General features: G+C 63.4%; 20 protein-coding genes and 1 pseudogene. 8 read left to right on the top strand and 13 right to left on the bottom strand.

Annotated elements, in window-relative coordinates:
- Positions 1 to 246: 246 nt before the first annotated feature.
- From P0D71_RS32210 to P0D71_RS32195, 4 genes are all read right to left on the bottom strand, one after another.
- Positions 247 to 840, bottom strand: a complete 594-nt coding sequence (locus P0D71_RS32210; protein WP_408483546.1) for a hypothetical protein — start codon at positions 838 to 840, stop codon at positions 247 to 249.
- Positions 841 to 978: 138 nt separating this feature from the next.
- Positions 979 to 2,331 (bottom strand): DUF3443 domain-containing protein, encoded by a 1,353-nt coding sequence (locus tag P0D71_RS32205; protein WP_408483545.1) that lies wholly within the window; start codon positions 2,329 to 2,331, stop codon positions 979 to 981.
- Between the two features lie 28 nt (positions 2,332 to 2,359).
- Positions 2,360 to 2,866 carry a DUF2844 domain-containing protein gene (locus tag P0D71_RS32200; protein WP_408294117.1) on the bottom strand — a complete coding sequence of 169 codons (507 nt, stop codon included), beginning with the start codon at positions 2,864 to 2,866 and terminating at the stop codon, positions 2,360 to 2,362.
- A 173-nt stretch (positions 2,867 to 3,039) separates the two neighbouring features.
- Positions 3,040 to 3,933, bottom strand: coding sequence for a LysR family transcriptional regulator (locus P0D71_RS32195; RefSeq protein WP_408341980.1), 894 nt, complete (start codon positions 3,931 to 3,933; stop codon positions 3,040 to 3,042).
- 99 nt (positions 3,934 to 4,032) lie between these two features.
- On the opposite strand from P0D71_RS32195, the gene P0D71_RS32190 reads away from it, so the two are divergent.
- The 4 genes from P0D71_RS32190 (at position 4,033) to P0D71_RS32175 (ending at position 8,495) form a co-directional block, all read left to right on the top strand.
- The gene (locus P0D71_RS32190; RefSeq protein WP_408483544.1) at positions 4,033 to 5,337 is read left to right on the top strand and encodes a CitMHS family transporter; all 1,305 of its coding nucleotides are present in this window, start codon (positions 4,033 to 4,035) and stop codon (positions 5,335 to 5,337) included.
- Between the two features lie 29 nt (positions 5,338 to 5,366).
- On the top strand, positions 5,367 to 6,725 hold the full coding sequence (locus P0D71_RS32185) for an acyclic terpene utilization AtuA family protein (RefSeq protein ID WP_408483543.1): 1,359 nt from the start codon (positions 5,367 to 5,369) through the stop codon (positions 6,723 to 6,725).
- Between the two features lies 1 nt (position 6,726).
- Positions 6,727 to 7,041 (top strand): AtuA-related protein, encoded by a 315-nt coding sequence (locus tag P0D71_RS32180; protein WP_408341986.1) that lies wholly within the window; start codon positions 6,727 to 6,729, stop codon positions 7,039 to 7,041.
- Positions 7,042 to 7,385: 344 nt separating this feature from the next.
- The gene (locus tag P0D71_RS32175; protein WP_408483542.1) at positions 7,386 to 8,495 is read left to right on the top strand and encodes an alkene reductase; all 1,110 of its coding nucleotides are present in this window, start codon (positions 7,386 to 7,388) and stop codon (positions 8,493 to 8,495) included.
- Between the two features lie 125 nt (positions 8,496 to 8,620).
- On the opposite strand, the gene P0D71_RS32170 is transcribed toward P0D71_RS32175, so the two are convergent.
- Positions 8,621 to 9,541: a LysR family transcriptional regulator gene (locus P0D71_RS32170; protein ID WP_408483547.1), complete on the bottom strand. Its 921-nt coding sequence runs from the start codon at positions 9,539 to 9,541 to the stop codon at positions 8,621 to 8,623.
- A 176-nt stretch (positions 9,542 to 9,717) separates the two neighbouring features.
- Positions 9,718 to 10,428, bottom strand: a complete 711-nt coding sequence (locus tag P0D71_RS32165; RefSeq protein WP_408184374.1) for a FadR/GntR family transcriptional regulator — start codon at positions 10,426 to 10,428, stop codon at positions 9,718 to 9,720.
- Positions 10,429 to 10,850: 422 nt separating this feature from the next.
- Between P0D71_RS32165 and P0D71_RS32160 the strand changes: the two genes are divergently transcribed.
- A complete protein-coding gene (locus tag P0D71_RS32160; protein ID WP_091806392.1) occupies positions 10,851 to 12,182 on the top strand; it encodes an MFS transporter in 1,332 nt (443 codons plus the stop codon).
- A 132-nt stretch (positions 12,183 to 12,314) separates the two neighbouring features.
- Entirely contained in the window at positions 12,315 to 13,664 is a 1,350-nt protein-coding gene (gudD, locus tag P0D71_RS32155; RefSeq protein ID WP_408483541.1) for a glucarate dehydratase, read from the top strand.
- 24 nt (positions 13,665 to 13,688) lie between these two features.
- On the opposite strand, the gene P0D71_RS32150 is transcribed toward gudD, so the two are convergent.
- The 3 genes from P0D71_RS32150 to P0D71_RS32140 all read right to left on the bottom strand — a co-directional run bounded on the left by P0D71_RS32150 (position 13,689) and on the right by P0D71_RS32140 (position 17,384).
- Positions 13,689 to 15,197 carry an MFS transporter gene (locus P0D71_RS32150; protein WP_408184448.1) on the bottom strand — a complete coding sequence of 503 codons (1,509 nt, stop codon included), beginning with the start codon at positions 15,195 to 15,197 and terminating at the stop codon, positions 13,689 to 13,691.
- Between the two features lie 294 nt (positions 15,198 to 15,491).
- A complete protein-coding gene (locus P0D71_RS32145; RefSeq protein WP_091806399.1) occupies positions 15,492 to 15,947 on the bottom strand; it encodes a type II 3-dehydroquinate dehydratase in 456 nt (151 codons plus the stop codon).
- 60 nt (positions 15,948 to 16,007) lie between these two features.
- The gene (locus tag P0D71_RS32140; protein WP_408483540.1) at positions 16,008 to 17,384 is read right to left on the bottom strand and encodes an MFS transporter; all 1,377 of its coding nucleotides are present in this window, start codon (positions 17,382 to 17,384) and stop codon (positions 16,008 to 16,010) included.
- Positions 17,385 to 17,621: 237 nt separating this feature from the next.
- Here P0D71_RS32140 and P0D71_RS32135 point away from each other — a divergent pair, with 237 nt between their 5' ends.
- Positions 17,622 to 18,404 carry an IclR family transcriptional regulator gene (locus P0D71_RS32135; RefSeq protein ID WP_091806405.1) on the top strand — a complete coding sequence of 261 codons (783 nt, stop codon included), beginning with the start codon at positions 17,622 to 17,624 and terminating at the stop codon, positions 18,402 to 18,404.
- Positions 18,405 to 18,440: 36 nt separating this feature from the next.
- On the opposite strand, the pseudogene P0D71_RS32130 reads toward P0D71_RS32135, so the two are convergent.
- From P0D71_RS32130 to P0D71_RS32120, 3 genes and pseudogenes are all read right to left on the bottom strand, one after another.
- Positions 18,441 to 19,508: pseudogene (locus P0D71_RS32130) on the bottom strand (SDR family oxidoreductase).
- A 126-nt stretch (positions 19,509 to 19,634) separates the two neighbouring features.
- Positions 19,635 to 20,498, bottom strand: a complete 864-nt coding sequence (locus P0D71_RS32125; protein ID WP_408294089.1) for an intradiol ring-cleavage dioxygenase — start codon at positions 20,496 to 20,498, stop codon at positions 19,635 to 19,637.
- Between the two features lie 84 nt (positions 20,499 to 20,582).
- Positions 20,583 to 21,461, bottom strand: coding sequence for an SDR family oxidoreductase (locus P0D71_RS32120; protein WP_408483539.1), 879 nt, complete (start codon positions 21,459 to 21,461; stop codon positions 20,583 to 20,585).
- A gap of 117 nt (positions 21,462 to 21,578) precedes the next feature.
- Between P0D71_RS32120 and P0D71_RS32115 the strand changes: the two genes are divergently transcribed.
- Complete coding sequence (locus tag P0D71_RS32115) at positions 21,579 to 22,469, top strand: LysR family transcriptional regulator (protein WP_408483538.1); 891 nt, start codon at positions 21,579 to 21,581, stop codon at positions 22,467 to 22,469.
- Between the two features lie 50 nt (positions 22,470 to 22,519).
- Here P0D71_RS32115 and P0D71_RS32110 read toward each other — a convergent pair whose 3' ends face one another.
- Entirely contained in the window at positions 22,520 to 23,152 is a 633-nt protein-coding gene (locus tag P0D71_RS32110) for a Vgb family protein (RefSeq protein WP_408483537.1), read from the bottom strand.
- Between the last annotated feature and the right edge of the window lie 20 nt (positions 23,153 to 23,172).

The following is a 23,172-nucleotide window of genomic DNA, read 5'->3' as shown; positions in this document are numbered from 1 at the left end:
CCAGAGTTGGCGCTTTAGCGCCTTACTCTGGTCCCGTGCACCTGCTGCGGTCCCATGCACCCGTTGCGGTACCACGCAACAAGGTTGCCTGGAGGATTCGCTAGGTTGCCAGCGTTCCGGACAGCGATCAACGCATCTACGAGTTTTTGTGTCCAGTGGGTTTGCGCAACGTCGGTGCACTAAAAAGCAAAACCCGGCGCAAAGGCCGGGTTCCGTTCTATCGCCGCACTGGCGTCAACACATCTATCACTGCATCCCGGACGACTCGTAATTCACATCCGACACCACGCCATTCGGATCGATCGTCACGATCAGATCGCGCTTGGAGAACTTGAGGTTGAACGCCGAGCCGCTCGTCGTGTGGTACGCATAAACGAGGGCTTGGCCCTTCTTGTCCTTGATGATCGGATACACCGCATAGCCGGCGGGTCTGCCCAGCAACGCGATAACCTCGTCGCGGGTGGTCTTGCCTTTGACGATGGCCGAGCGTTTCGACGCGTCGAAGGAACTGGCGTCGTCCTTGAACGTGGAGACGAATACGTTCGACACCATCACGTCCTTCCAGAATCCCAGTTCCAGCGAACGCGCCGGTATCACGCCGGTTTCCAGCGGCGTGCCGCCAGTCGATGCATACGCATAGGAAAGCAGCGTCACGTCTTCTTCGTTCTTGGTGACGGTGCTCTGGCGAAACGGGCTACCGTATTTTGCTCGCGCCTCGGCAACGGTCGTTTTGCCGTTTTGCAAAGCCGAGTCATCAGGACGGACGAAGTTCGTCCCGGCGCAGCCACTCAGCATGCCGACCAGAGCAGCACTCAGGCAAATCATTGAAATCTTGTTCATCAGGTCCCCGAAGACATCGTAATAAGGCGTGCACGTGGCACTGTTTTGATTGCTCCTCTACCGAGCGAAGTTCGCATGTCACACGAACAGTGGATATCGACGGCCTTCACGATACCCACCGCTCGTAGTCACCGACACTCAACTCGAAACGTACGCGACATACGGCCCCGTCCCGCCGCCGCTCGAGGCGCGGCCCGAGATGCCGTAGTAGACATGGCGGCCATAGAAGAACGGCAGGCCAAAGTCGAACTGCCGGGTCATGTAGATACCGAGGTTGTTGAACGCGTTATTCCCCGATGCATTCAGCGTCGCGCCGTTTGCGATATTGAAGCCGAGCGTCACGCTCGCCGGATTGGTCCCCACGAGGGTCGAGGTGCGGCCCACCGTCGCGGCCGGAATGTAGTACCCGGACGACGTGTCGCGCGCAATCGTGGTGTCCGGAAAGAACAACACGGTCGAGCCCGAATCGAAGAAGGTCTGCGTGAATACAGTGCCGTTATAGCTGGACGTGAAGTCGCCGTTCAGATTCGTCCGGAAGATCGGCGCACCTGTGCCGTTCAGCACGTTATTCGCCTGAGTGTCGATGCCGAACACGAGCGTGCCTTGAGCCGTCGCGCTGCCGCTATCCGACACTTGCGCCATCTCCAGAATCACGCCGTTGTTGTCTTGCGCGAAGAGCGACACCGGGTTGGTGATCTGGCCGCTGACCGGCACCGAGGTGACGTTGCCGGCGTTGGTGTAATAGAACTGCGGACGCGCCGTCAATTCACACGCCGAGCCGCAATCCGTCGGACTCACTCCAATGCCGAGAATGCCGTTTGCGCCAATATCGGCAACGCTCGCCAACTGCCTTCCCACCTGGCATTCGCTCGGCGCGGCCACGGTCAGCGCCGGATCGCCGATCACGTGGATCGGCACCGACGGCGCAAGCTCGCTCGATAAACCCACGTCCGCGAGATGCACCGAACCCCATGCATAGCCGCTGCCGAACAACGCGCATTCGGCGAGCGGCAGGCCGCTCGTATGAGCCGTTTCGGCAGTGAGCGCGCTGAAAGTGGCGTCAGGAATCGCCGAGCGAATCAGACGCAGCCCAAACGACGCCGTGTCGACGATCACGTTGGGAATCGTCGCGCAACTTGTTGCCGCGTTGGAGCCGGGCGCGCAGATCTTGACGCTGACCATCGGCTGGTTATGAATGCCCGTTCCGCTTACCGTTACCCGCATCGTGTTGCCCGCGCCCACGAGTGTGGGCACGGCCGACGCGTCGACGGCGAGCACATTGGGTGTCGAGTCACTGGTAAGAGGCGTATTCGCCGAGCCGCCCGATGCCGCGGGCGCGCTCGCTGCGGTGGGCGCGTTGGCCGTCGTGGTGCTGTTGCCGCCGCCACCACCGCCACCGCAGCCGGCAAGACCGAATGCCAATCCGAGCCCCAGCGCGAGCCCAAGCGCGAGCCCAAGCGCCGCGGCAATAATTCTTGCGATTTTGCGCACTGTTATTCTCTCTAATGATTTTAATGAGTCATTTGATATCGTCAGCGCTGACCCCTTGCGGCAGCGCTTGCGGTAAATAGGCGCGGCCCACGAAGGCGCCCATATGGCCGCCGGTCTCCACGACCAGCCCCGACTGATGCACGACGGCGGGTCCATAGCCGCCGCCTTGCGTGGCGTGGGCGTCGGTGAGTGCCTGGACATAGGAAGGGAAGTAAGTGGCGAGCAGCGTTTTGAGCGGCGGCATGGTCGGGCCTTGCCAGCTCAACGCGAAGACGCTGTTGCCGGGGCCGATGTATTCGCTCACCACCGTCCCCGATGAAAGCGTTGTCTGGCTCACGGTGTAGCTCGCCGCTGCCGCGCTGCCACTGGCGGCGAAGCGCGCCACCGCCGCGCTATTCTGGCTCGCCGCCCCCGCGCTCGTGCTGCTCGCCGTGACCGGATAGGTCGGTGCGCCGCCCAATGCCGCATACGCCGGTGAAATCAGAGCGAACGACGCCGCGGCCACCGCGAGCATTCGAAATTGGCTCATTATCATTTTTTCGTTTTCGAAGTTTTTGAGTTTTTGGAAACACGCGCGAGCGGTTTTCTTATCCCTCGAACTCGCGCGAAGCCGATACTAGCGCGAGCACGTGGAATTAAATCAGACGATTAATGGCGATAATCGGGCGCTGTTTGAAAATGAAAGGTAACGCGCATATTGCGCGCGGTTCAATCCTCGCCGAGTTTCTCGATCAGCATTGAAACGAAGGTCTCCGTCACCGGCGGCAAAGTGCGGCCGCGCTTCTTGATGAGCGCGATAGGCCGGGTGAACGCGGGATCGTCGACCGCGCGCACGATCAGCTCGGGCTCCGCTCTGACTTCGCGGGCCGACGCCGGCAGGATCGTCACGCCGAGCCCGGCGCGCGCCATCGCGACAGCGGTCATCATGTAGGTGGGCTCGCACGCGATCTCCGGCGTGCAGCGGGCGTTCGCGAAAGCGCTGTCGACAACGGCCCGCACGCTTGTGCCCTGTGCGGTCAACACGAGCGGCACGGCGGCGAGATCGGCGAGTGTGATGCGCCGCCGCCGGGCCAGCGCATGGCGCTTCGGAAACACCGCAACCAGCCGGTCGATGCCCGCATGCAGCACCTCGAACGCGGCATCGTCCAGCTGGCCGCCCGTCAGCCCGATATCCGCCTCTTCATTGCGCACGAGCGTATTGACCATGCTGGCGACCACGTCGCGCACATGAAAGCTCACGCGCGGCACGGCCTTCTTGAGGTCCTGTACGAGTTCAGGCAGCACGCTGGCCGCGAACGTTGGCAGGCACGCGATCCGCACCGTGCCGCTCGCGCCTTCGCCGAGCGAGCGTGCGTCGATCAGCACGTGTTCCATGTCATGCAGCGATTTCTGCAGGAGCGGCAGCAATTCGCGGCCGGTCGGGGTCAGCGCGACGTTTCGGCTGTTGCGGTCGAAGAGGCGCATGCCGACCGTTTCTTCAAGCCGGCGAATTTGCACCGTCAGCGCCGGTTGCGACAGATGCAGCCGCGTCGCCGCTCGCGTGAAGCTGCCCGTTTGCGCCACGGCGATAAACGCGCGAATGTCCCGAAGATTCAGATCCATGATGGTTTGTAATTGCTGCGATCAAATCATTTCAATTGATTTATAAGCGCTTCGAACTTACGCTGGATCGCAGTAAAAAACAATCTCGGAGACAAGCACATGCTGCCATTACTGGGGCTCGCCACCATCGTCGTATTGCTCGGCGCGATTCTGTCCAAACGCATGTCGCCGCTGGTCGCGCTCATCATCGTGCCGATTGCGGCGTCGCTCATTGGCGGCTTCGGCTTTCAGACCAGCAAGTTCGTGATCGAGGGGCTGAAGAATCTCGCGCCGGTCGTCGGCATGTTCGTATTCGCGATTCTTTACTTCGGCACGATCACCGACGCCGGCACGCTCGATCCGATCATCGACCGCATTCTGCGCGCGGTCGGCACGCGGCCCACGCGGATCGTAATGGGCACCACGCTGCTCGCGCTGCTGATCCATCTGGACGGCTCCGGCGCCGTCTGCTTTCTGGTCACGATTCCCGCCATGCTGCCGCTCTACGATCGCCTGAAGATGGATCGGCGCGTGCTGGCCGCGGCGGTTTCGATGGCGGCCGGCATCAACTTCCTGCCGTGGACGGGCCCGATGATTCGCGCGTCCGCGTCGCTGCATCTGCCGATCTCGGCGCTCTTCAATCCGCTGATTCCTGTGCAGGCGATCGGCCTCGTGTTCGTGTTCGGCATGGCGTTCTGGCTCGGTCGGCGCGAGGAAAAACGCCTCGGCCTCACGGCCGCGGACGGTTCAGTGCCCATGCCGAAACGCGAACTCACGCCCGACGAACAGGCGCTGCGCCGGCCAAAGAACTTCTGGTTCAACATCGTGCTGACGCTGGTGGTGCTCGGCACCATGGTCGTGATGGGCGAGAAGATCCCGCCGGCGATCATGTTCATGGTCGGCCTGTGCATCGCGCTGATGGTGAACTATCCGAACGTCGACATGCAGCGCAAACGGATCGACGCCCATGCGCGAGCCGCGTTGATGATGGCCGGCATTCTGCTCGCGGCCGGCGTGTTCACCGGCGTGATGCAAGGCAGCGGCATGCTGAAGGCGATGGCGCAGGCGGCGGTCGGTTTCGTGCCGCCGGCGATGGCCAGTCATATTCCCGTGGCGCTCGGCTTGCTCTCGATGCCGCTCAGCATGTTGTTCGATCCCGACTCGTTCTATTTCGGCGTGCTGCCGGTGATCGCAGAAGTAGCCGGCCAGCTCGGCGTGCCCGCGGTGCACGTCGGCCAGGCCGCGTTGCTCGGCCAGATGACCACGGGCTTTCCGGTGAGCCCGCTGACACCCGCCACCTTCCTCGTGGTCGGCCTGTGCGGCATCGATCTCGCCGACCATCAGAAATTCACGTTCCCCTTGCTGTTCGGCGCGTCGGTCGTCATGACGATTGCCTGCGTCGCGCTGGGGATATTCTCACTGTGAGCTTCACTGAACGAACGGATGTGACCAGCATGACAGCCACTCAATCTCAACGCAGCGTGCGCGTCGGCGCGGGCGCGGGTTATTCGGGCGACCGGATCGAACCCGCCGTCGAACTGGCGGAGCACGGCGCGCTCGATTACCTCGTGTTCGAGTGCCTCGCTGAACGCACGATTGCTATCGCGCAGCAGGCGCGCAGCAAAGACCCGGAACTCGGCTACGACCCGTTGCTCGAAACGCGCATGCGGGCCGTGCTGCCGGCCGCGCTGCGCAACGGCGTGCGCATCATTTCGAACATGGGGGCGGCGAATCCCCTCGCGGCGGCGCGCAAAACCGTTGAGATCGCGCGCGAGCTCGGTCTCGGCGAGGTGAAGATCGCGGCGGTCACCGGCGACGATGTGCTCGACGTCGTGCGCCACGGCGATTTCTGTTTCGTCGAATCCGGAGAACGTGTGTCGGACTATCAGGACCGGCTGGTGTCCGCGAACGCCTATCTCGGCGCGAGCGCGATCGTCGATGCGCTCGCGGCCGGTGCACAGATCGTGCTGACCGGACGCGTGGCCGATCCGTCGCTGTTCGTCGCACCGCTGATTCACGAATTCGGCTGGCGCATGGACGACTGGCAGACGCTTGGCCAGGCGACTGTGATCGGCCATCTTCTCGAATGCGCGGGGCAGATCACCGGCGGCTATTTCGCGGATCCGGGCTTCAAGGATGTGCCTGAACTGGCGAGGCTAGGCTTCCCGATTGCCGAAGTCGCCCGGGACGGCGCGGTGGTCATCACCAAGCTCGCGCAAGCCGGCGGGCGAGTCACGGAAGCGACCTGCAAGGAACAGTTGCTGTACGAGATTCACGACCCGCAGCGCTATCTGCAACCGGACGTGGTCGCGGATTTCTCACAGGTGCGCGTCGCGCAGGAAGCGCCGGATCGCGTTCGCGTGAGCGGCGGGCGAGGCACGGCGCGTACGGATACGTTGAAGGTGTCCGTAGCTTATTTCGATGGTTATATCGGCGAAGGGCAGATTTCGTACGGCGGTCCCGGTGCGTTGGCGCGCGCGCGGCTCGCACTCGATATCGTGCAGGAGCGGCTCGTGTTGACCGGCGTGGAGACGCGTGAATTGCGCTTCGATCTGATCGGCGTGAACTCGTTGCATGGCGAGACGGCGGCAGCCGGTTATGCCGAACCGTACGAGGTGCGAGCGAGAGTGGCGGGGCGCGCGGCCTCGCTTGCGCAAGCCGTGCGGATCGGCAACGAGGTGGAGACGCTGTACACCAATGGTCCCGCAGGAGGAGGCGGCGTCACCAAATCGGCCCGCGAAGTCGTCGCGGTGCAATCGGTTTTGCTGCCGCGCGAGCATGTGAAGCCGGCGTTTTCGATGGTGGAGGCGTGAGATGAAATTACGTGAGCTGGCTCATTCGCGTACTGGCGACAAAGGCAATACGCTGAACATCTCGGTGATCTGCTACGACGCGAAGAACTACGAACATCTGCGCGCGGCGCTGACGCCGGAACGGGTCAAAGCGCATCTGCGCGATGTCGTGCAAGGCGACGTGGTGCGTCATGAACTGCCCGGCATCGGCGCGTTCAACTTCGTGCTCGGCCATGCGCTCGGCGGCGGCGTGACGCGCTCGCTCGCACTCGACGCGCACGGCAAGTCGCTGAGTTCGGCGTTGATGGATCTCGATGTCGAGGCGCCTGCTTCGTAGCGCGCTGATACGTTTGCGGCCGCCTTCAGGCGTGCGCGTCTTGCCGAGGCGGCACGCGCTGCCACGCTTCGATCATCTCCTCGATACCATGCCGCACTTTGGGCATCGGATGCCGGCGCGCTCCTGAAACACAGTTGCTGTGCCATAGCAACAATCGGTGAAGGCTGCGCCGTCCAGCAGACGCAGGGCTTTGGGCGCATTGCGGACTGCAGGCTCCCAACTCTTCGGAGCCTTGCCCCGTTTTTCTCGACGACCCGCGCCTATAGATTGTCAATCAACGCCAGACAGCGCAAGCAACGCCCGGCGGCAATCATTCACCGGATCGCATCGAGAGAGAAACCATCATGAGCAAGCTCTTCACCTCAGTTAAAGTCGGACCTTATGAACTCGCCCACCGCATCGTGCTCGCGCCGCTCACCCGCATGCGCGCGGAAGACGGCGCGCGCCCCGGCCGCCTGATGGCCGACTATTACGCGCAGCGCACGACAGCTGGCGCATTGCTGATCGGCGAGGCGACCATTGCCGCGGTCGAAGGCAACGGCTACCTCGGCGCGCCCGGACTTTACGACGACAGCCAGATCGCCGGCTGGCGCGAAGTCACCGACGCGGTCCACGCGAAGGGCGGCAAGATCTTCCTGCAGCTCTATCACGCTGGCCGTCAGTCGAACGCTGAGCTGCAGCCGGAAGGACGCCGGCCGGTAGGCCCGTCGGAAGTGCTGCACGGCGGTGTCGCTTACACGAACGCCGGCTGGATTCCGAACACGCCGAACCGCGCATTGGAGATCGACGAGATCGCCGGGATTGTGGAGAGTTTCCGCACGGCGGCGGAACGTGGCGTGAAGGCGGGCTTTGACGGCGTCGAATTGCACGCGGCAAATGGCTATCTGTTCGACCAGTTCCTGCAGGACGGCAGCAACAGGCGCACGGACGCCTACGGCGGCTCGTTCGAAAATCGCGCGCGCCTGTTGATGGAAGCGACCCGCGCGGTGATTTCCGTGTGGGGCAGCGACAAGGTCGCCGTGCGTCTCGGACCGAGCGGTTCGTGGGGCGATATGTCGGATCGCGATCCGGTCGGCCTCTTTAGCTACGTCGCCGCCGAACTGGCCAAACTCGATCTTGCGTATCTGCATCTGATCGAGCCGCGCATTGCCGGTAATGTAGAAGATGAAAGCCGCGATCCGGATCCGGTCGCCGCGCAGACGATTCGAAAGCACTACGCAGGGACGATCATCGCCGCGGGCGGATTCAAGCGCGATTCGGCGGAGGCGATCCTCGTGGATGGCGACGCCGACCTCGTCGCATTCGGCCGCGACTTTATCGCCAATCCGGACCTGCCGGAACGGTTGCGCCGCAATCTGCCGCTCAATGCATACGACCGGCCGACGTTCTTCGGTGGCACGGAAGTGGGCTATACGGACTATCCGTTTTATGAGGACGAGGCGGTCAGCGCATAAGGCTCGCTAAAACCAGGAAGCGCAATGTCGTAGAAGCCGGCGTGTTCAGTGCATTGCTGAATACGCCGGCTTTTTCGCGCAGGGCGAGACGCGCTGAAAAGTCCCGACGCCGACAGGCGTCACACTCAATCGCGGCCGGCAGCCCGTGCCGCCGCCGCGGATACCGGAAACAGATGCTCGCTCAGATAATCGACGAAGACCCGCGCTTTAGGCGAGATCTGACGCCCCGACGGCCACAACGCGCGAAACACGGTCGGCGTCTCCGTGTAGGTCTGCAGCACGGCAACCAGCGCGCCTCGCGCGAGCTGCGCGCGTATCGTGAAGTCGGGCACGCAGGCGAGGCCCAGGTCCTGTTCGGCAAGCATGGTCAAAGGCTCGACGGCAGTGGCGATGGCGGTGGTCGGAAGATCGATGTTCAGCAGCTCGCCGTCGCGCATCAGCGGCCAGCGCCGCAGCTTGTTGGTGGTGGGAAAACGATGTTGCAGGCACGCGTGATCGCGCAGCTGCTCGGGCTCGGCGGGCATGCCGCGTTGCGCGAAATAGCCCGGCGATCCGACGATCACATGCCGGTATGTGCCCATGGTGCGCGTGACGAGCGTGGAGTCGATCGCATCGCCGGTGCGGGTCACGACATCGAAACCTTCCTCGATCACATCCACCATGCGGTCGGAGAAGTCGATATCGAGCACGATGTCGGGGTAGGTCTTCATGAAAGCGGCGATCACCGGCATCATCAGCGTGCTCACCATCGGCATGCTGACGCGCAGCAGTCCGCGTGGCGCGGCATTGGCGAGCGCCAGTTCGTTCTCGGCCGCCTCGATTTCGCCGATGATGCGCTGGCAGCGCGTCAGAAACGTCGCGCCCTCGGGCGTCAGCGCAATGCTGCGCGTGCTGCGGTGAAAGAGCCGCACGCCGAGCCGTCCTTCGAGCCGCGAGATCGCCTTGCCCACCGCCGACGACGAAATGCCCAACTGCCGGCCCGCTTCCGTAAAGCTGCGGGTTTCGGCGGCGCGCACGAACACGTTGAGCGAGCCGAACCGGTCCATCGCACCCGGCGAGGCGCCGCTCTCGCCGTTGACGGTCTGCGCGGGAACGCGCGGCGTGGGCGCGGCGGGACGGTCTGCAGGGGGCGCCGCATGAGTCGGCTGCGTCATCGGAAGCTCCTTGTCGGGCCCGCTACAAAACGCTGGAAAACAGCACTTCCCGCAGATAAACGAGCGACTCATTCACCCGCTTTGCTCAGTTCGTGAGCGCGACGCAGCCGTTCGCGGCTATTGCTCAAATGCATGCGCATGGCGGCGCGCGCGTCGTCCGGGTCTTGCCGTTCGATTGCGCGATAGATCATCTGATGCTCGTTCAACACGTTGCGCAGATGCTCGATATGGTCGAGTTCCGCGATCTCCGCCGTGCCGAGCCGCGTACGCGGGCTCACCGCGCGGCCGAGTTGGCTCAGCACGTCGAAGAAATAGCGGTTGCCGCTCGCGCGGGCGATCTGCAAATGAAACTCGATGTCGTGCGCGACCGTATCGCTGCTGCCGCGCTCGAGTTCGGACTCGAAGCGGTCCAGTGCGCCGCGGATCTGCTTGAGGTTCTGGTCGGTGCGCCGCGCCGCGGCGAGCGCGGCGGAGGCAGCCTCGACATCGATGCGGAATTCGATGATCGCCATGACGTCCAGCATGCTGGAGAGGTCGGCGGTCGGCAGCTTCATGGCTTGTTCCGACGGCGGCGCCAGCACGAAGGTGCCGATGCCGTGACGCGTCTCGACCACCTGGGCCGCTTGCAGGCGCGAAATCGCCTCACGCACCACGGAGCGGCTGACCGAGAGCTGCTTCATCATCGCGACTTCGGTGGGAATGCGATCGCCCGGCCTCAGGGCGCCGCGGCGAATTTCATCGGAAAGGGTGGCCACCACCTTCTCAGTTAGGCTGCTCATTTCTGGGGCTGGTCGGTTGTTCGGCTGGAAATGCACACATCGCGCGCGCGAATGGTGTCGTGTGTCGCCTCGGTATAGCCATCATAGCGGTTGTCCGGCCGGGAACGATTTCAATCGCGCGCTCGGGATGGTTGGCGGAAAAGAGGTTTCAGGGTTGGTTTGATCGGAAGTATATGTCCGCTATTTTAAAGTCATCAGACATCCTATTTCGATTGTCGAAATGGTTGCCGGCGCGCGCCGTGTGCAATGATACGCAGATGGGCCGCAGTTTGCAGGGTAAACACGGCATTGGAATAGCGCACGAAACAACGGTAGACTGTCATCAGACGACGTATCACAGAGTTGGGTGCGAAAAATCGGCGTGCCTAAATGCGCTGCGTTGCATTGATTTGCCTGCATGACAGCCGAAACTGGAGACAATCTTGACATCTGCCCTCACCACCGCCGCCGACCCGCTCGGATCAGCGGTCTCCAAGGTCAAGCGGCACGTGCTGCCGCTGTTTCTGATCATGTTCATCGCGAACTACATCGACCGCGTGAACATCGGCTTCGTCAATTCCCACATGCAGACGGACCTCGGCATTGGCGCCGCGGCCTACGGTCTCGGGAGCGGTTTGTTCTTTATCGGCTACGCGCTGTTCGAGGTGCCCTCGAACGTGTTAATGCAGAAGTACGGTGCGCGCGCGTGGCTCACCCGCATCATGGGTACGTGGGGACTCGTCGCGGCAGCGATGGCGTTCGTCTGGAACGACACTTCGTTCTACGTGCTGCGGTTTCTGCTGGGCATCGCCGAGGCCGGCTTCTTTCCCGGCGTGGTCTTTTACTTCACGCAATGGCTGCCGCAGAAGGAACGCGGCAAGGCGGTGGCGGTTTTTCTCGGCGGCTCGGCGCTCGCGTCTGTGTTGTCCGGTCCGATCACCGGCAGCCTGCTGTCCATTCGTGGCTTCGGCCTGCACGGCTGGCAATGGATGTTTCTCGTCGAAGGCGGCTTTTCGATCGTGCTGTGCGCGGTGAGCTGGATGCTGCTGAAGTCGCGTATCAGCGATGCCTCGTGGCTCTCCGCCGAAGAACAGAACGTGCTCGCCACGTCGATCGCGGCGGAGCAGGCGGAGCGCGAGGCGCACGGCGGCGCGCATCTGCCGGCCATGAAGCTGTTGAAGGACCCGCAGATTCTGCTGTTCTGTTTCCTGTACTTCGCGATTCAACTGACCATCTACGCGGCCACCTTCTGGCTGCCCACCATCATTCGCAAAATGGGCGGCCTGTCCGACTTCGAAGTCGGCATGCTCAACGCGATTCCCTGGCTCATTGCCATGGTCGCGATGTACTGCTTCGCCCTGTTGTCGGCGAAATGGCGCTTTCAGCAGGCGTGGCTGGCCGTGGCGCTCGTCATCGCGGCGTGCGGGCTGTTCGCTTCGACTTCTGGCAATCCGGTGCTGTCGTTCGTGGCGATCTGTTTCTCGGCGATCGGCTTCAAGGCAGCGGCTTCGCTGTTCTGGCCGATCCCGCAGGGTTATCTGGATGCACGCGTGGCCGCCGCGGTCATTGCGCTGATCAACTCGGTGGGCAACCTCGGCGGATTTTTCGCGCCAGCCGCGTTCGGTTATCTGCAGCAGCACACCGGTTCGATCACGGGTGGACTGTACGGTCTGGCCGTGGCTTCGCTGATTGCGGCAGCGGCTGGCTTTCTGACCCGCAATCGCCGTGTGAATCACGACCCGTTGCCGGAATCGCTGCGGCATCGAGCCCACTGACTACACTGACTAACAGCGTCGCCGATCATGCGTCACGCACTTTCCAGTTTCCGTCCGGTGCCCGTGCCGAGTGCGATCGCACTGCGCCTCGCCTTGCGGCACCCGGCTCATTAACTCATCTGGTCCAACCTCATGTCCACGAAACCTTCCCAATCGAACGCCACGCCCGTCGTCACCGAACTGCGCGTCGTGCCCGTCGCCGGCCGTGACAGTATGTTGCTCAATCTGAGCGGCGCGCATGGCCCGTTCTTCACGCGCAACATCGTCATTCTGCGCGATAGCGCCGGGCATACCGGCGTGGGCGAAGTGCCGGGCGGCGAAAGTATTCGCAAGACCATCGACGACGCGCGCGCGCTCGTCGTCGGTCAGTCGATCGGCAATTTGCAAGCAGTCTTGAACAAGGTGCGCACGCAATTCGCCGACCGCGACGCCGGCGGCCGTGGTTTGCAGACGTTCGATCTGCGTACCACGATTCATGCGGTGACCGCGCTCGAAGCCGCGTTGCTCGATCTGCTCGGCCAGCATCTGGGCGTACCCGTTGCCGCGTTGCTAGGCGAAGGCCAGCAACGCGACGAAGTCGAAATGCTCGGCTATCTGTTCTATATCGGCGACCGCAAGAAGACCGACCTGGAATACGCGAGCGGCGCGGAGGGCCGCGACGACTGGGAGCGCGTGCGCACCGAAGAGGCGATGACGCCCGAGGCCGTCGTGCGTCTGGCCGAAGCCGCGCAGGCGCGCTACGGCTTCAACGACTTCAAGCTGAAGGGCGGCGTGTTGTCCGGCGACGCCGAAATCGAAGCCGTGACCGCGCTCGCCGAACGCTTTCCCAAGGCCCGCGTGACGCTCGACCCGAACGGCGCGTGGTCCTTGGCGGAAGCGGTGCGCCTGTGCCGTGACCAGCACGATGTGCTCGCCTATGCGGAAGATCCGTGCGGCGCGGAAAACGGTTATTCGGGCCGCGAGGTGATGGCCGAGTTCCGCCGCGCGACCGGCTTGCCGACGGCGACCAATATGATCGCCACCGACTGGCGCCAGATGGGCCACGCGATCCAGTTGCAATCCGTGGACATTCCGCTAGCCGATCCGCACTTCTGGACCATGCAGGGCTCAGTGCGCGTCGCGCAGATGTGCAACGACTGGGGTCTCACGTGGGGTTCGCACTCGAACAACCACTTCGACATTTCGCTCGCCATGTTCACGCATGTGGCGGCGGCCGCGCCCGGCAAGATCACGGCGATCGACACGCACTGGATCTGGCAGGACGGTCAGCGTTTGACGCGTGAGCCGCTGCAGATCGTCGGCGGCAAGGTCAGGGTGCCGCAGGCCGCGGGGCTCGGTATCGAACTGGACATGGACGAGATCGAGAAGGCGCACGCGCTGTATCAGCAGCACGGCCTGGGCGCGCGCGACGATGGCGTGGCGATGCAATACCTGATCCCGAACTGGAAGTTCGATAACAAGCGCCCGTGTCTGGTGCGCTAACCAGCGGCAATATGGGCGTCGCCTTTAACTCTTGCGAAACACCACATGCGAGATGCGCTGCACCAGCAGCGCGGCCGCCAGCGCCGCCACCGCCGTCAGCCACACGCCGATATGAATCGACTGCACGAGCGCATCGCGTGCGGTGTCGATCAACGCGAGCGTATTGAGCCCTGACGGTTTCATATCCGCGATCAGCTTCAGACGCGAGGCTTCGTCGATCAGAATGCGCAGGTCGACAAAGCGAGGCCGCCATTGCGACGCGGCCGGTTCGCCGAGCACGCTCATCGTGCGCGTGACTACGTCGCGGTAATGATGTTGCACCACGGTTGCGACAATGCTGGTGCCGAGCATGCCGCCCACCATGCGGGTGGATTGCAGCAGCGCCGTCGTAATGCCGAAGCGCTCGCGCCCGGCAATCTCCTGGCCGAACACGTTCAGATTGTTGAGGATGAAGCCGAGGCCGATGCCGACCGCGGCCATCGGCAATTCGATCCACACATGCGGCGTGTCCGGATTCGCAAACGCGAGCGCAATCGAGGCGAACAACAGCAGCGCGAAGCCGATCGACAGGATCTGCGTGGGCTTCTTCATGTGAATGACGATACGCGTATTCAGCAGACTGCCGAGCGCGATGCAGGCGGCGATCGGTGTGGCGAGCAGGCCGGCCTGCTGCGGCGACAATCCGAAGCCGCCTTGCAGCAGCAGCGGCGCGAAAAAGATCAGCGAGAACATCACGAAGCCCGACAGCATGCCGAGCGTGAATAGCGTGACGAGTTGCGGGTCCTTGAACAGGTCGAGCGGAATGATCGGATGCGTGGCGCGCTTTTCGCATATCAGCAAGGCAATCGCACCGACGATCACGCAGGCCGCCAGCGTGAGCGTGCCTGCGGTGAGGCCGTCTTTCGGCACGGCTTCGATGAAAGCCTGCAGACCGCCGAGCACGGCGGCGACCAGCGCCGCGCCGAGCCAGTCGATCTTCACTTCGCCTTCATGCGGACGCCGGAAGGCGGGCAGATGCGCCCAGATGAAATAGAGCGCCGCCGCGCCGACCGGCAAGTTGATCAGGAAGGTGGAGCGCCAGCCCCAGTGTTCGCTCATCCAGCCGCCGAGCGACGGTCCCGCCGCGGTGCCGATGCCGTAAGCGGCGGCCATCACCACTTGCCAGCGCACGCGCGCCCGAGGATCGGGAAAGAGATCGGGTATCGAAGCGAATGCCGTGCCGACCATCATCCCGCCACCCACGCCTTGCAGGCCGCGCGCGATCACGAGAAACAGCATGTCGTTCGCGACGCCGCAGAGCACCGACGCCACCGTGAACGTGATGACCGCGGCAATCACGAAACGCTTGCGGCCGAAGTAGTCGCCGAGCCGCCCGAACACCGGCACGGTCACGACCGAGGCCAGCAGGTAGGCGCTCGCGATCCACGCGTAGTACTCGAAGCCGTGCAACTCGGCGACGATGGAAGGCAGTGCGGTGCTGACGACGGTCTGGTCGAGTGCGACCAGCATGTTGACGAGGCCGATGCCGAGCATGGCGAACAGGGCGTTGCGGAACGGCAGGGCGGTGGCGGTCGGATTCACGGGCTTGAGAGAGAAAGCTTTGCAAGGTCGGCGCTGCGCGAATGGCGCAGGTCAGGGTCTTGACGAACCATGTCCTCTAGTTGTCTGACCTCTTGGTGGGGATTATACGGGTTTTCCCTGGGCGAAACTAATCGCAGGAATTTTGGGCAAAAAAAGCCGCGCACAGTGGCGCGGCCTGATTGGTGAAATTCGGGGCGGAAAAGAAAGGCGCGCTTGCGTTCCGCGCGCCCATCTGCGCTGGCTGCCTTAGCCGAAGCTCGGACTCTTGCCGAGCGCCATCGCCATCGCTTGCAGCGCGACCAGATAGCCGTTTGCGCCGAGGCCGCAAATCACGCCGGTCGCCGCGCGCGAGATTAGCGAGTGACGATAGGTTTCATCGCGTTTGTGAATGTTGGTGATGTGCAGTTCGATTAACGGTTGCTCGATCAGCTTGACCGCGTCGAAGACCGGCACCGACGCGAACGAAAAGCCCGCCGGATTGATGATCACCGCGGCGTCGCGCTCGAACGCTTCCTGCAACCAGTCGACCATGGTGGCTTCGCTGTTGGTCTGGCGGAACTCGCATTTGAGTTCCAGCCGCGCCGCGAGCGTCTCCACCTGCTGCTGGATTTGCGCCAGCGTGGTCGTCCCATACAGGTGCGGCTCGCGCTTGCCGAGCATGTTGAGGTTCGAGCCGTTCAATACATATACGAGGTCAGTCATTGTTCTGTCGCCTGTTTGCAAAAATTCGATATTCACCGTGACGCCTCGGCGCCGTGCGTATCACGAGCGATGGCTGTTGCCCACGGCCGCCGGCGCAAAGTCCGCCGCGCCCGTGACGGCGGCCGTCGAGTCGGCGCGGTTCATGTCGATGCCGAGCGTTTCACGCGCGGTCAGGATCATCACGAGCGAAATCACGTTGAAGACCACACAGACCGCGACGACGCCCCACGGTGAGCCATTGCAGACAGAGAAAAGCCACACGGCCAGCACCGGCATCGGTCCGCCCGCCACCAGATTCGCGCCGGTATAGGCGAGCGCGGAGCCGGAATAACGCACATTGGTCGGAAACGCTTCGGCGAAGGCGACCGGCTGAATGCCGCTTTGAAACTGCGTGAAGCCGAGGAAGAAGCCCATCGCCGCGAGCATCGGCACGAAGCTTTTGGTGTCCAGAATCTGGAAGTACACGAAGAGCATCAGCAGGGTCGCGGTGGAACCGATCGCGAGCGCCTTCTTGCGGCCGATTTTGTCGCTGAGCATGCCGCCGGCGAGCGCGCCGACGATCGCACAGACATTGGCGCCCATCAGCAGAAGAAAGCCGGTTTGCTTCGGGATCGCGAGTGTCTTCGTGATGTAGCTGAGCGAGAACACCACGATCAGATAGAAGATCGCCGCAGGCCCACAGAAGAACAGCATCCAGCGCAGAACGGTTCTCCAGTGCAACCGCAGCGCATCGCGCAACGGGCTGCCCACATGCACGACCTCCGTTTTGCGCAGCGCGACGAAGGCGGGCGTCTCGCTGACGCGCAAGCGGATATACACGCCGACCACCACGAGAACAAAACTCAGCACGAACGGGATGCGCCAGCCATACGAATCGAATGCCTGCGCCGACATCGTGGACGACAGTAGCAGCAGCACGCCGTTGGCCATGATCTGGCTGAGCGGCGAGCACAGGCCCAGCAGCCCGGAGTACTTGCCGCGCCGCTCGGGGCTGGCGTGTTCGATCGCCATCAATTGCGCGCCGGTCGACTCGCCACCCAGCGCGAAGCCTTGCAGAATGCGCAGCAGCACCAGCAGAACCGGCGCCCATACGCCGATGCTCGCGTAGGTCGGCAGCAGACCCATCAGCATCGAGGCGAGACCCATCACCGTGACGGTGCCCAGCATGAGGTTGCGCCGTCCGAGCTTATCGCCCAAATGGCCGCAGATGATCGCACCGAGCGGCCGCGCGGCGAGCCCTACGCCAAAGGTCGCGAGCGAAGCGAGCAGGGCGGACGTCGAATCCATCGACGGGAAAAATAGTTTGGGCAAAACCGTGGCGGCCAATGCGCCATAAAGCGTGAAGTCGAACCACTCGAGCGCGGTGCCGACGGCCGCCGCCGTGACTGCTCGCGTGCGCATCGAGGCATGCGTGCCTTGCTGCGTTTCCTGAATCATGTTGTCTCCTTAACCGTCGCCGCACGGGATGCAGGTCGCGAGCGATGGTCGCCGCCTACCGTTTCCCGCTCTCTTGTCTGATCGATGAACTCGGGGCGTTTTCGTCGCGCTGTGCACGTCGCGCCGCCTTGGAAGCAAGGTTAGCACCCCTAGGTGGGATGCCGTTCCAGGGTGGAATTTCATCTCATAATGTGCAAGACTGCTGCGCGAAGCAGTTGAAAGAACATGGAGACCGATATGCCCGGCGTCACGGAGCGTACCCTCGCGGTACTCGAATTTCTCGCCACGCAAATGGAGGGAACGCCACTCGCGATGATCGCGGATGAACTCGATATTCCGCGTAGCGCATGTCATCGACTGCTCGTCGATCTGAAGCAATGCGGTTATGTGCGGCAGTTGCGCGAGCATGGCGACTACGTGCTCACCACCAAGCTCGTCGGCCTCGGGCTCGGCTTTCTCGCGACCTCCGGCATTGTCGACATCGCGCAGACCATGCTCGACAGGCTCGCGGAAACATCCGGCGAACTGGTGCGGCTCGCGATCGTGGACGGCGACCGGCTGACGTGGGTCGCTAAGGCGCAGGGCGCGCTGAAGGGCTTGCGCTACGACCCGGACATGGGCATGGACACGATCCTCTCATGCAGCGCCACCGGCCACGCATGGATGATGACCATGACCGACGAGCGCGCGCTCGAACTCGTCTCGCGGCAGGGGTTCGGACAGCCGAAGCAATATGGTCCCAACGCGCCGACCACGATCAACGGACTGCTGAAGTTCGTGCACGCCGCGCGTGAAAGAGGTTACGCGACGATCAACGAAGTCTTCGCCCCCGGCATGACGGCGATGGCCGCGCCCGTGCAGCGGCGCGGCTATCCGGCGATGGGGGTGATCAGTATTGCGGGACCGCTCGTGAGGCTCGACGAAAAACGCATGGCCAGCCTCGGCCCGACGTTGCTTGCGGCGGCCTCGGAACTCGCCGCCGCGAGCCACGCGTCGCCCCTGTTCGATCGAAGGCGCTAGACTGCCCGCGCGTATTACTGCGGTGTTACTGCGGTGTCATTGCGGAATGATCCGCTCCGCCTTCAACCGGTCGAACAACGCGAAGAAGGAATCGGGCGTGCTCTGATAATCGAGGAAGCCGGCCTTGCGGCTCTTGGTCATATCCGTGAGCACTTCCATCGGACGGCCGAGGTCCGCGTCGGTGTGCCACCACGAGGCGAGTTTGCCGATGTCGGCTTCTTTCAGGCCGAAGCGCGTGGCGATCTCGGCCCATGCCTGGCCGGCGTCCTGCATGCGGCCTTCGAGTGGACGCACCTCGCCATCGAACGGTACGGCTTCTATGCCGAAGTAACCGGCGATTTGCGATCACATCCATTTCCAGCGGAACACGTCGCCATTGACCACGTTGAAGTCTTCGTTGCGCGCGTTCGCGGACGTGCCGGCCCATTCGAGGTGGCGCGCGAGCAGCCGCGCGTCGGTCATGTCGGTGAGGCTGTTCCATTGCGCCGCCGAGCCGGGGAAGATGAACGGCTGGCCGGTCTGCTTGCACAGCGTCGCGTAGACGGCGAGCGTCACGCCCATGTTCATTGCATTGCCGAGCGCAAAGCCGATGATCGTATGCGGACGATGCACGCTCCAACTGAAACCGTAGCGTTGCGCGGCGTCGAATAAACGGTCTTCCTGCTCGTAGTAGAAGTTATCCACGGGCTGGCGGCCTTGTTCCTCGCGAAACGGCGTGATCGGCACGGCGCCGGTCGCATAGGCTTCGAACGGGCCGAGGTAATGCTTCAGTCCTGTCACGAGTGCGGCGTGTTCGAGCGTGCCTGCCGGACCCACCGCGTCCATCACGTGACGCACCATGGCGCCGTTCACGCGAATGTTGTCTTTCTCCGTGGCCTGGCGCGACCACGCGGTCAGGAACACATGACTGAACTGCTTGCCGGCGAGCGCCTCGCCAACGGACTCGGCCGATTGCAGATCGGCCGTAATCGATTCGATGGCCGGCGACACCGGCGTGCGGCCGCGCGAGAGTCCGGCGACGTGCCAGCCGCCCGAAAGCAGCCGGTCCGCGAGATTGCCGCCGACAATGCCGCTCGCGCCAATGATGAGTGCTCGTTTTTCCATGAGAGTCGTGCTCGATAATTGAATGCCTGTTGACGCGGAGCGGTTCTGCGACCGATGTGCCCCGCGAGCTGAACGCGCCTGCATGTCCCATGCAAGAAAATTGCTGTACCACGAAAGTGACCCGCGTCAAACGGATCGGTTCAACACGAAATCGAATTCAAGCGTGCTGAACGGCGTGTCCATACACGTCCCGTCCGGCGCCGTGCCTGCCTCATGGCGGTTCCACTGCGCGACCAGGGACGAGCGCACGCCGAACACCGCATCCGAATCGAGATATTGATCGCCTTCGCGAAACACGTGGGTCACGAGGCGCTCGTAGCCAGGCGCCGTGATCATGAAATGCAGATGCGCCGGGCGCCACGGATGCCGCCCCAGCGCTTCGAGCATGCGCCCGACCGGTCCGTCGTGAGGAATCGGATAAGGCTCGGCGACGATGGAGCGAAAGTGATAGCGCCCGTCCGCGAGACTATGGAGCACGCCTCTCGCCCGATGCGTATCGTCGCCGCCGTGCTGGACGTCGTAGAAGCCGTCTGCGTCGGCCTGCCAGACGTCGATGCGAGCGTTGGCCACCGCTTCGCCGTCCGCGCCCCTGATGGTCCCCGCGACGAAGCAGGGCTCACCGTGCGCGCCGTTGGACACGTCGTCGCCATTTCGATAGACGGGCGCGCCTTCGACGAAAAACGGCCCGAATACCGTTGCTTCCGTGCAGCCCGGCGGCTTGCGGTTCGCCATGGCCGTGACGAGCATCGACAAACCCAGCGTGTCCGAGAGCAGGATGAATTCCTGGCGCTTGTCGTCGGTGATATGGCCCACGTCGGTCAGGAAACGGATGCCCTGTTCCCATTCGCTCTCGGTCAGGTTCACTTCGCGCGCAAAGGCATGCAGATGCCGCACGAGGCTCGTGACGATGGTCTTCAGACGCTCATCATCCGCGTGGGCGTGGCGTGCCAGAACCGCTTCCGTGATCGTGTTCTCGTCGAGATTGCGCATGACCGTGGCGTCTCCTTCCTGTCGGTCATGCGATTATCGGCTCGTTTGCAGGCGAGCGTAGGCAAGCGACGCGCGCGCTAGCGCTTACCCCTTCGCCCAGGCCGCCGCCGTCTCCACCGCGAAGTCCCGATACGATCGCGGTTGGCGGCCCAGCAACGCCGCGAGATGATCGATTTCCGCTTTCGATGCGACCGCGCCGTCCTGCTGATAGCGGTTCATCATCAGGCGCATGTCGTACGCGAGCCAGCCCGGCGCAACCGCCTTCAGACGTTGTTCCAGCAGGTCGAGATCGTCGCCGCCATAACGCACCGCGCGCCCGAGCACGTCGGCCCAGATCGACGCCACGCTTTCCGAGGTGATCGCCTCAGGGCCGACCAGCTCATACGTTTCGCGCGGCAAACGGTCCGCGGCACGCTCGCGGCGCAGCAGTTCGCGCGCCGCCGCCTCGCCGATATCGCGCACATCGACCATGGAAATACCTTTGGCGCCGATCGGCATGCCGTACACGCCGTGCGTCAGTAAAGGCTCTTTCTGGCGCACGTCGTTCTGGATGAAATACGCGGGACGCAATACCGTGGCCGGCAGATCGCATTGTTCGATCATCCGCTCGACTGTGTGCTTGCTGGTGAAATGCGGCACGTCGACATAGTCGGCACCTTTGAACACCGACAGATACACCACGCCTTTCACCCCGGCCTCGCGCGCCACGCTCAGTGCTTGCAGCGCTTGCGTGAGTTCGTCGGCGGCGTTGGGCGCGAGCAGGAACAGTGTGCTGACGCCGTTCATCGCGCGCCGCAATCCGTCCACGTCGGACAGGTCACCCTGAACCGCCGTGACGCCGTCCGGAAATTGCGCTTTCTCCGGCGTGCGAGTCAGCGCGCGGACTTGCGCGCCGCTGCCGGACAGATGGTCGAGAACCTGAGTGCCAACTACGCCGGTGCTGCCAGTTACGAGGATTGCCATGATCTTTCTCCTAAGGTTGGATGGACTGTGAGTCAGCCCGTAGACACACAATAGGTGTTCCATTTAAGTGGCGATAGTGCAAAAATTCAGACACCTCGTCTCATATTTGGAACGATCATGGATTTGACGTCGCTTGCTGATTTCAACGCCGTTGCGCTGCATGGCGGATTCGGGCCAGCCAGCCGGGCGCTCGACCGCCCCAAGGCCACGCTGTCGCGGCGCGTGGCCGAGCTCGAGGAAGCGCTCAACGTGCGGCTGATCGAGCGGGGCTCGCGCAGGTTGCGGCTGACGGAAGAAGGTCTCGTGCTGCACGAGCGCACGCGCGGGCCGATGGCGGAGATCCAGGAGGCGGGCGAAGCGGTGGCGTCGCGCGCGCCGGTGCCGCGCGGGCGCTTGCGGATCAGCGCGCCGATCGTGTTCTCGCATGTGGTGCTAGGCCGGATCGCGGCGCGTTTCGCGTTGGCCTATCCGCAGGTCGAACTCGAAGTCATAGCGGAAGACCGGATCGTCGATCCGGTGGAGGACGGCTATGACCTCGTGATCCGCATCAATCCACCGCATGACGAGCAACTCGTGGGGCGGCGCATTTACGGCGACGACCGGCTCCTGGTCGCCGCACCCACTTTGTCGATGCCTGCCCAGGCGGCCGGCGATGCCGCCGCCTTGCAGGTGCCCGCAATCGTGCTGGCTGCGGCGTCGCCGGGCGCGATCTGGACGGTCCGCACCGAAACCGGCTTGTGGACGCTCGCGCCGATGCCGGTGCTGCGCCTCTCGTCGCTGCTGATGGTGCGTGACGCGGTGGTGGACGGCGTGGGCGCGGCGCTTTTGCCCAAGCTGCTGGTCGAGCAGGATGTGGCGGCAGGACGGCTCGTCTGTTGGGGCGTGGCGGACGGGCCGCAGGTTGAAATCTGGGCGCTTTACAACTCGCGGCGTCTGTTGAGCGCCAAGGTGCGGGCGTTCATGAACCTGTTGCAGGACTTGCCGGGACGCGAGCCGAATCCGCGCTGATCCATAGGGCGATCATGGCTCGCGAGTGGAATCGGCACGCATCCGCCGGTTCATTTGGGCCGTCGCACGGCGCGCACTTTGCCGCTACTTCCACCGCCGCAAAAGAAGCGGTCGCCGCCGTCGGATTCGAGTCCCGACACGCTGACTCCTGACGGCATCTCGAGCCGCTCCTGAACTTCGCCGCTGCGCGGATCGATGCGCCGCAATTCGCTTTCATCGCCTTCCCACGTGCCGTGCCAGAGTTCGCCGTCCACCCATGTAACGCCGGTCACGAAGCGGTTGGATTCGATGGTGCGCAAAACCGCGCCCGTCTGCGGATCGACCTGATGGATTTTGCGCTCCCGATACTGCCCGACCCACAGCGACCCTTCGGCCCATGCGAGCCCCGAGTCGCCTCCGCCGCCTGGCGCGGGGATCGTGGCGAGCACGCGGCCGGTATCGGGATCGATCTTCTGGATGCGGTCTTCGGCGATCTGGAATAGATGCTTGCCGTCGAAGGCGGTGCCTGCGTGCGCGGCGACATCGATCGAACGGAGCGTCTTGCCGCTTTCCGGGTCGAACGCGTTCAACGTGTCGCCCGCTGCGAACCAGACATGCTGGCCGTCGTACGTGACGCCATGCACTTTTTCGACGCCCGGAAAGGGACCGTACTCATTGATGATTTCGGCGGCTGATCGTTTCATGACTGTTCCCTCGTGGTTTT

Origin of the sequence: Paraburkholderia sp. RL17-383-BIF-A, from assembly GCF_046028015.1 — a bacterium.
GTDB lineage: Bacteria > Pseudomonadota > Gammaproteobacteria > Burkholderiales > Burkholderiaceae > Paraburkholderia.
Note: the sequence above shows the minus strand (reverse complement) of the source record. Positions and strands in the feature narration are given on the sequence as shown.

What these genes read in the sequence shown, in the direction of transcription:
- P0D71_RS32210 (WP_408483546.1), bottom strand. Translation starts at nt 840, where the DNA reads ATGAACAAGATTTCAATGATTTGCCTGAGTGCTGCTCTGGTCGGCATG.
- P0D71_RS32200 (WP_408294117.1), bottom strand. Translation starts at nt 2,866, where the DNA reads ATGATAATGAGCCAATTTCGAATGCTCGCGGTGGCCGCGGCGTCGTTC.
- P0D71_RS32195 (WP_408341980.1), bottom strand. Translation starts at nt 3,933, where the DNA reads ATGGATCTGAATCTTCGGGACATTCGCGCGTTTATCGCCGTGGCGCAA.
- P0D71_RS32190 (WP_408483544.1), top strand. Translation starts at nt 4,033, where the DNA reads ATGCTGCCATTACTGGGGCTCGCCACCATCGTCGTATTGCTCGGCGCG.
- P0D71_RS32185 (WP_408483543.1), top strand. Translation starts at nt 5,367, where the DNA reads ATGACAGCCACTCAATCTCAACGCAGCGTGCGCGTCGGCGCGGGCGCG.
- P0D71_RS32180 (WP_408341986.1), top strand. Translation starts at nt 6,727, where the DNA reads ATGAAATTACGTGAGCTGGCTCATTCGCGTACTGGCGACAAAGGCAAT.
- P0D71_RS32175 (WP_408483542.1), top strand. Translation starts at nt 7,386, where the DNA reads ATGAGCAAGCTCTTCACCTCAGTTAAAGTCGGACCTTATGAACTCGCC.
- P0D71_RS32170 (WP_408483547.1), bottom strand. Translation starts at nt 9,541, where the DNA reads ATGGACCGGTTCGGCTCGCTCAACGTGTTCGTGCGCGCCGCCGAAACC.
- P0D71_RS32165 (WP_408184374.1), bottom strand. Translation starts at nt 10,428, where the DNA reads ATGAGCAGCCTAACTGAGAAGGTGGTGGCCACCCTTTCCGATGAAATT.
- gudD (WP_408483541.1), top strand. Translation starts at nt 12,315, where the DNA reads ATGTCCACGAAACCTTCCCAATCGAACGCCACGCCCGTCGTCACCGAA.
- P0D71_RS32150 (WP_408184448.1), bottom strand. Translation starts at nt 15,197, where the DNA reads ATGCTCGGCATCGGCCTCGTCAACATGCTGGTCGCACTCGACCAGACC.
- P0D71_RS32145 (WP_091806399.1), bottom strand. Translation starts at nt 15,947, where the DNA reads ATGACTGACCTCGTATATGTATTGAACGGCTCGAACCTCAACATGCTC.
- P0D71_RS32140 (WP_408483540.1), bottom strand. Translation starts at nt 17,384, where the DNA reads ATGATTCAGGAAACGCAGCAAGGCACGCATGCCTCGATGCGCACGCGA.
- P0D71_RS32135 (WP_091806405.1), top strand. Translation starts at nt 17,622, where the DNA reads ATGCCCGGCGTCACGGAGCGTACCCTCGCGGTACTCGAATTTCTCGCC.
- P0D71_RS32125 (WP_408294089.1), bottom strand. Translation starts at nt 20,498, where the DNA reads ATGCGCAATCTCGACGAGAACACGATCACGGAAGCGGTTCTGGCACGC.
- P0D71_RS32120 (WP_408483539.1), bottom strand. Translation starts at nt 21,461, where the DNA reads ATGGCAATCCTCGTAACTGGCAGCACCGGCGTAGTTGGCACTCAGGTT.
- P0D71_RS32115 (WP_408483538.1), top strand. Translation starts at nt 21,579, where the DNA reads ATGGATTTGACGTCGCTTGCTGATTTCAACGCCGTTGCGCTGCATGGC.
- P0D71_RS32110 (WP_408483537.1), bottom strand. Translation starts at nt 23,152, where the DNA reads ATGAAACGATCAGCCGCCGAAATCATCAATGAGTACGGTCCCTTTCCG.